Source organism: Microcystis sp. LE18-22.4A, from assembly GCF_027531105.1.
GTDB classification, from domain to species: Bacteria; Cyanobacteriota; Cyanobacteriia; order Cyanobacteriales; family Microcystaceae; genus Microcystis; species Microcystis aeruginosa.
The window spans coordinates 1-6,985 of sequence record NZ_JAPZRB010000602.1 but is presented as its reverse complement, the minus strand read 5'-3'; the positions used below and the strand labels follow the sequence as shown (position 1 = coordinate 6,985).

Sequence of the window (6,985 nt, the reverse complement as noted above, 5' to 3'; positions counted from 1 at the left end):
TGAAATGGGGCGAAAGTCTGTGGACTCTGTGTAAGACAGTACATGGTTTTTTAACTGTGGTATGCGACGGTGGTGGAAGCAGAAACTTAAATCGTGAGGTTTAGGAATCGCCGCACTTTTAGGGCGGCGAGGATGTCAACGATTACCCCAAAATTACATCCGTTTCAGCAACTCATCATACCCCCCTGATTTTTTAGGGCTTCCCGGCCAGTTCTGACTCTAATTTGGCCAGAATCTGGGGTTTAAGTTGCTCGAGTTTCTGTTTTAACATCCGCTTGCTAATTTGCGGGCTGCCCACTGAGGCTAATTGACTATCTCTCACCCATTGCTGCAAAATTTGGCATTGATTGGCGGGAATATTAGCGGTGATCACATTTTCACAGATAGGGCCGCCTTCGAGGGGGAAAAATAAAATCCAGTATTGACCGGTTTCGGCGAGGGTTTTGGTCATTTTTTGACCTTGGGGGGTTTTTAAGTCCAAATAACAGGGCAACCAGCGGGGTCCCCATTGACGATGATAGAGGACAGTAATCCAGAGAATCATCGGGTGGGGTGCGGGTAAAAAGAGGAATTGATTATAACGGACACTAGCAACCCGGACGGCGATATCCTCTCGATCCAACATTACCCATAAACTGGCAAAAACGCCGTCAGCAGCCCGGAGACAGCGTGAGAAGACAATTTTTTGGCGCGGTTTATCCTCGGGCCAACTGGACTTGAGACAGATATCCCTCGCATTAGCAGCAGAAACAATGGTTTGATTTAAATCATCAAGGGTTTTGATTTTGCTGGTGTAATCGTCGGTTTTTTTGACTATTTCATTTTTGACTAGGGGTTCAAGTCGTTCGAGACGTTGTAGTATATCTGTAACACTTGACGGGCGATCGCTGGGTGCTTTGGCCAAGCAGCGCAGGATTAACTGTTCTAATTCTGGCGGTAATTGCAAGCTAGAATTAAAGGAACGGGGTTCGGCGTAGTGGTGAACCTCATACCAACCGCCAAAGGAGGGATTATCGGGAAAAACGGGCGTTTCTCCCGTGATCATCTCGTACATCATAATCCCAAAACTGTAGATATCGGAACGATGATCGAGTTCTTTACCTTCCATCTGTTCCGGGGAACAATAGGCTAAGGTTCCCATAAACGATTGGGTTTGGGATTCTCCCGATTGGATGAGTTTAGCGATGCCAAAATCGAGAATTTTCACCAATTCCCCTAATCCTGAGTCCTGAATCACCATAATATTGCTTGGTTTGATGTCCCGGTGAATAATCGGACACATCTCCCCTTGGAAGATAATACCCTTATGGGCGCATTCCAGGCCGAAACAAATCTGACGGGTGAGATTGAGAAAGCGCGGGAGGGGCAGCGGCTGATGTTTGATGATTTCACTCATGCTCTCCCCCTGCAAAAATTCCATGACGTAGAAGGGGACTTCCTTGTCATCTACACCATAATCACGAACTTTAACAATATGAATACTTTTTTCGCCTAAAAGTGCCGAAATAGTCGCCTCTCGCTCGAAGCGCTCACGCATTCTTTGGTTGAGGAGAGTTTGCGAGAGTAATTTCACGGCGACGGTTACGCCACCTAATAGTTTATCTTCTGCTCGATATACTTGTCCCATGGCGCCGCTACCGATCAACTCGACCAGTTGGTATCGATTGGCAAGTAAACTCCGATGTCTAGATTCTGCCGACATAGCTAGGCTACTGTGTTAATTATAGTCAGTTTGGTGGAGAGAGTTTTGGTTCTTCGTTACTTGGTCTGGTTCGAGCAGGGGGCATAAATCGACTAAATCCTTATCTGGCAAGAGACTTAATTGATTAGCTCGTTCTAGATCGAAAACAATTGGCAAAAATCGCAGCCATGTCTTTCTATATAAGGGTTTCATCCCTTATAACCCCCGTCCATTACATAACACAAACCGAAGAACCTTTTTTTCGGGCTAAAAGCATCATTTTTAACATATATAGCAATTCCCATAGTTGTGAGGTACAGAGTCTTAGGTTTTGAGGATTCAGGAGTCAGGATTCAGGAGTCAGGATTCAGGAGTCAGGATTCAGGATTCAGGATTCGGGATTCAGGAGTTAAGATTTTGGTGTACCTTATGAGATTGGGAAACGCTATATTTTCAGGTATTTTTAGTCATTGCCCCTTGCATAATTAATTTTTGGGGGTTGAAAAAATGAAAAAACTAAGTATAAAGTACCACAAAATCTCTAAATAGACAATTTGATTGATTATTATTCGTTCTTGATTCTCCTGACTTGAAAGAGGGTGTGGGGTGTGGGGTGTGGGGTGTAGGGTGTGGGGTGTAGGGTGTGGGGTGTGGGGTGTAGGGTGTGGGGTGTGGGGTGTGGGGTGTAGGGTGTGGGGAAGGAAACCTCTTTCATCTGTGGGGGTGAAAATTTTTTCATCGGGACTGCCTAGGGACTCCTAAACCACCACTACAGGCAAATCCCTAACCCCTGTAAAACTTTTTTGCCGAAAGTGACCGATCTGGGTAATAATTCTTTAATAAAGATTTGTAAACTTGAAAATGATTATCCTTTCGCAGTGCTAGAGATTTAATGAGACGACTAATTGCGATCGAAAAAGCTCTGCTCATCGGTCATATCGTATCGATGGCTTTTGGACTAGCGGGATTGTTGCTAGTTTTGCCCCATCCCGAATTTGTGGCCAATTTACCAGATTTTGGCAAAACTGCCTTTGCTTGGTCAATGGCCGGGGGGGGTGTGGTGTATATGGTGTTAGGAATGGCAGCGGTGGCTGTTTATGCCTATCGGACTCTAGGAGTGTGGCACTGGTTAGGATTCATGGTTCCCGCTATCAGTTTATCCCTTTGTAGCGAACTTTTGGGAACCAGTACCGGCTTTCCTTTCGGTCATTATCGTTATCTTTCGGGCTTAGGTTACAAAATTGCGGGTTTAGTACCCTTTACTATCCCCCTATCTTGGTTTTATCTCGGTTTTAGTGCCTATATCATCGCTCGTGTTGGTTTATCCACTCTTGCTATACCCCAATGGCTACAAAATCTAGGAGCGATCGCTATCGGGGCGGTATTATTAACTTCATGGGATTTTGTCCTAGATCCGGCCATGAGTCAAACCACCATACCCTTCTGGATTTGGGAACAACCGGGGGCCTTCTTTGGGATGCCCTATGAAAATTTTGCCGGTTGGTTCGGTACAGGCTGTGTTTTTATGACGGTAGCCACTTTAATCTGGCAAGTGCAACCGGTGAAACTGCCAAGTCAAGATTTAACCCTGCCTTTTGTGATGTATTTGGGTAATTTTGGCTTTGCTACGGTCATGAGTATGGGTGCTGGTATTTATCCGCCGATTTTCTTAGGATTACTCACCGGTATTCTGCCTTTAATACTCCTCTATAATCGCGCCAAGGCTGTTGCTTCCGGGCAAACAGTGGCAACCAGCGAAGTAACAACCCTAAAAATCCCCGTTGTATCGGTGAGAGGAGCCAAATAAGTTGTTAACTGAGATAATTCTCGGTGCATTCTGCCTGGGGCTACTGCTGTCTCAGGCTGTTGCCTTTTTTATCCTTCTTTCCCGTCTGCTAAAAGGGGCGCGTCGTCGTCCTCCCCTGACTCCCCAACCTCCCACCCCGGAGATGTTAGGGACAGTAAGCGTGATTGTGCCGACGTTAAACGAAGTGGCCAGGATTGACGGTTGTTTAAGGGGATTGAGTCAACAGAGTTACGAAGTGCGAGAAATTCTGATTGTCGATAGCAATTCCCAAGATGGTACGCGGGAAAAAGTCAAAGAGATAGCGGCAAAAGACCCCCGCTTTCGCTTGAAAACCGATTATCCTTTGCCTCCCGATTGGGTAGGTCGTCCCTGGGCGTTACACAATGGTTTTTTGTTTAGTTCTCCTAAAAGTGACTGGATTTTGGGCATTGATGCCGATACCCAACCCCAAGCAAATTTAGTGGCTAGTTTAGTTAAAGCTGCGATCGCAGAAGGTTACGATTTAGTTTCCCTGTCGCCGCAATTTATCCTCTCCTATCCGGGAGAATGGTGGTTACAGCCGGCTTTATTGATGACTTTGCTCTATCGCTTTGATGCGGCCGGAGTGCGCGGGCAAGATCCCCAACGAGTCATGGCCAATGGTCAATGTTTTCTCTGTCGGCGGTCAGTTTTAGCGGCTTTAGACGGTTATAGCGGGGCAAAAGGTTCTTTTTGCGATGATGTCACCCTGGCCCGTCTAGCGGCGACGAAAGGCTATCGGGTGGGATTTCTTGATGGGGCGAAGTTGATTCGCGTGCGGATGTACGAAGGACTTAAGGAAACTTGGCGCGAATGGGGCAGATCTCTTGACCTCAAAGATGCCTCCTATCAGGGGCAATTATGGGGCGATTTAGCTTTATTAGCTCTTACTCAGGGATTACCGATAATTATCACCCCTTTACTGCTCACAGCTTTGATTTTTGGCTACGATTTCCTGAGTTTAAAAATTGTCTTGACTTTAAACCTGCTGCTGTTATTGATTCGTTTTGCCCTGTTGTTTGCCGTTTTCCCCAGCTACTATCGAGGGAAAAAAGTTAATCTATCTTCGGGATTATTTTGGCTATCTCCCCTAGCGGATCCGCTGGCAGTTATTCGCATTTTTATCTCTGCTTTTACCCGTCCCCAAAGTTGGCGCGGTCGATTGTATCAGTGAATTGGAAAATAAACATTGGGTGTATGAGGCTCCTCTAACGGTAGATTGATTCATGAATCAATCTACTATGAGAGCAAAAACCTGTACTCCCCTACTCCCTAGCTTACCTCATAAGCCATTAAGAGTAGCAAAAAAAAGAATTAGATTCGGAGAATGAATCAGCCCCAGTATTAAGGGGGAATTGGCACCCTCCTTATCAAGGGGGGCAGGGTAGGGTTGATTCATGAATCAACCCTAGAAGGCAGGGGGAGATCGAAGGCAAAATCTATCTTCTATGTAATTAGAACCACTTACTTAACACCCTTAATTATACTAGCCTTTTCACTTAAAACCGAGGAATATGATTAAAAAGATGACGCATGACCACAAATTCCCAACAAAATAACGAATAGCCATAACCCTGACGCTCCACCGTCCTCACCTGAGCTTGTAAACCCTTTAAGGAAAAATCAGGATTCCAACCCGCATATAAACCCACCCCCACCGGCACATACCGGGAAGCTGTCGCCAGTCCCGATCCCGAAAGACTCGCCGCCACCTGATTGGGAGTTTTCCGATAGATCTGTAAGACCACCTCATCCACAATCCCTTGACGCACCCAAGCCAACCAATTTTGATTATATTTATTCACCGCAAAAGAGTGAGGATTAGGCGAAAGACTCACCACCAACTTGGGATTAATCGCCTTGACATGATCGTGCAACTTGCGGGTTAAATTCGTTAAAGCTTGACTTTTATTACCAAAAACACGCGGAACTGCCCAATGATCATCTAACTGAATCCCCGCCAAATCTTTTTCTTTTAAAATATCTTCCATATTCCCCAAAAGATAGGCTTGTACCTGCGGATTCGCCGGATCTAACCAGACATTGGTTTCCACCACCGTCTTCCCTGCGGGCGTTTTTAATAGCCAATCCGGATGCTTTTTGGCAATGGGATCCTTAGGGGATAACATCAAACCATACTCAAACCAAGCAAATGGTTTCAAACCCTGCCGTAAAGACTCCTTAACCGCTGCCCTCCAGGGATTGCTCAACGGCGGCACAAACAACCAATTCGTCGGACGTTGGGAAGTCGGATAAAGCGTTCCCCTAAACCCATAAACACTAAAATACACCCGGTCATAACCCGCTCGCGAAAGATGATTTAACACCTCGTCTAAGGACGTAGTGTGATGTAACAATATCGTGCCAATATTGGTTAACCAAACCCCCTTCATCTGCTCATTTTCCACTGCCTTTCGGGGAGCCGCTCGGTGAGTAACCAACAACAAAAAAGCCACTCCAGCAACAATCCCAAGCCTCTTTAGGTACTTGCTAAACTTAACCATGATTGCCGATTAATCCCACCAAGATATTTGATAATAGTATTATTTTAGTCCGATTTTTGATATTCAGTTGATCATCAGCAGACCCTATTTAGTTATACTAAATCCGGTTATTAAAAACTGATTATCAGTGAACTAAAAAATAGATACCTGGTGTATTAGGCCCCCCTAACACACCCAGAAAAGATTTTAGGGAAAATTAACCGACGACACAGAGAATATCCGATGCGTGACTAGCGGTATTCACTTTGTCATCCATATAGCTAATTTTGCCTTCTGCATCGATGATATAGGTGACGCGCTTAGAATAGCCACCCCCATCGACGTCATAAGCTTTGGTGATAGCACCATCGGTATCTACGAGCAATTGGAAGGGTAAACCGTATTTTTCTTTAAATTGTGCATGGGAACCCTGGTCATCCCTGCTCACCCCGAAGACTACTATTTCCTTGTCTTGGTATTGTTCGTAGTTATCCCGGAAGCTTTGCGCTTGCTTGGTGCAGCCGGGGGTATCATCTTTGGGATAGAAGTATAAAACTACGACTTTACCTTGAAAATCCGACAGGGAAACGGTTTTTCCAGTATCGTCGGTGGTGGTAAAGTTCGGTGCGATTGTTCCAACGGTTAAAGCCATAACTCCGATTCCTTTACAAAAGTTAATCTATATTGATCATAAGGGATGAGGGTCAAAAACAGGGAGAGGGGTGATGGGGTGAAGGGGAAGTGGGGAAGTGGGGAAGTGGGGAAGTGGGGAAGTGGGGAAGTGGGGAAGTGGGGAAGTGGGGAAGTGGGGAAGTGGGGAAGTGGGGAAGTGGGGAAGTGGGGTGGTGGGGTGGTGGGGAAGTGGGAGCCAGAGCATTTGTACGACTATTTTCCACAGGCAGTTTAAATACAGTACAGCTTAGAAGACGAACAACAAACCTCGAGAATTTGTCCTAGGATAATATTTGTCAGCTAAGAGGGGGATAATATGGGGCG

The 6,985-nt window shown here is 45.8% G+C and carries 6 protein-coding genes; 2 read left to right on the top strand and 4 right to left on the bottom strand.

Going from position 1 to position 6,985, the window contains the following annotated elements; genetic code table 11:
- Positions 1-193: 193 nt before the first annotated feature.
- On the bottom strand, positions 194-1,702 hold the full coding sequence (locus O9295_RS25860; protein WP_288036151.1) for a serine/threonine protein kinase: 1,509 nt from the start codon (positions 1,700-1,702) through the stop codon (positions 194-196).
- Between the two features lie 15 nt (positions 1,703-1,717).
- Positions 1,718-1,894 carry a hypothetical protein gene (locus tag O9295_RS25855; protein ID WP_288036149.1) on the bottom strand — a complete coding sequence of 59 codons (177 nt, stop codon included), beginning with the start codon at positions 1,892-1,894 and terminating at the stop codon, positions 1,718-1,720.
- Between the two features lie 679 nt (positions 1,895-2,573).
- Here O9295_RS25855 and cruF point away from each other — a divergent pair.
- Positions 2,574-3,488 (top strand): gamma-carotene 1'-hydroxylase CruF, encoded by a 915-nt coding sequence (gene cruF, locus O9295_RS25850; protein ID WP_002761825.1) that lies wholly within the window; start codon positions 2,574-2,576, stop codon positions 3,486-3,488.
- A 1-nt stretch (position 3,489) separates the two neighbouring features.
- Positions 3,490-4,680 (top strand): 2'-O-glycosyltransferase CruG, encoded by a 1,191-nt coding sequence (cruG, locus tag O9295_RS25845; RefSeq protein WP_288036148.1) that lies wholly within the window; start codon positions 3,490-3,492, stop codon positions 4,678-4,680.
- Positions 4,681-5,005: 325 nt separating this feature from the next.
- On the opposite strand, the gene O9295_RS25840 is transcribed toward cruG, so the two are convergent.
- Entirely contained in the window at positions 5,006-6,010 is a 1,005-nt protein-coding gene (locus tag O9295_RS25840; protein WP_147069550.1) for a glycoside hydrolase family 10-like protein, read from the bottom strand.
- 196 nt (positions 6,011-6,206) lie between these two features.
- Positions 6,207-6,641, bottom strand: a complete 435-nt coding sequence (locus O9295_RS25835) for a peroxiredoxin (protein ID WP_147069551.1) — start codon at positions 6,639-6,641, stop codon at positions 6,207-6,209.
- Positions 6,642-6,985: the final 344 nt, after the last annotated feature.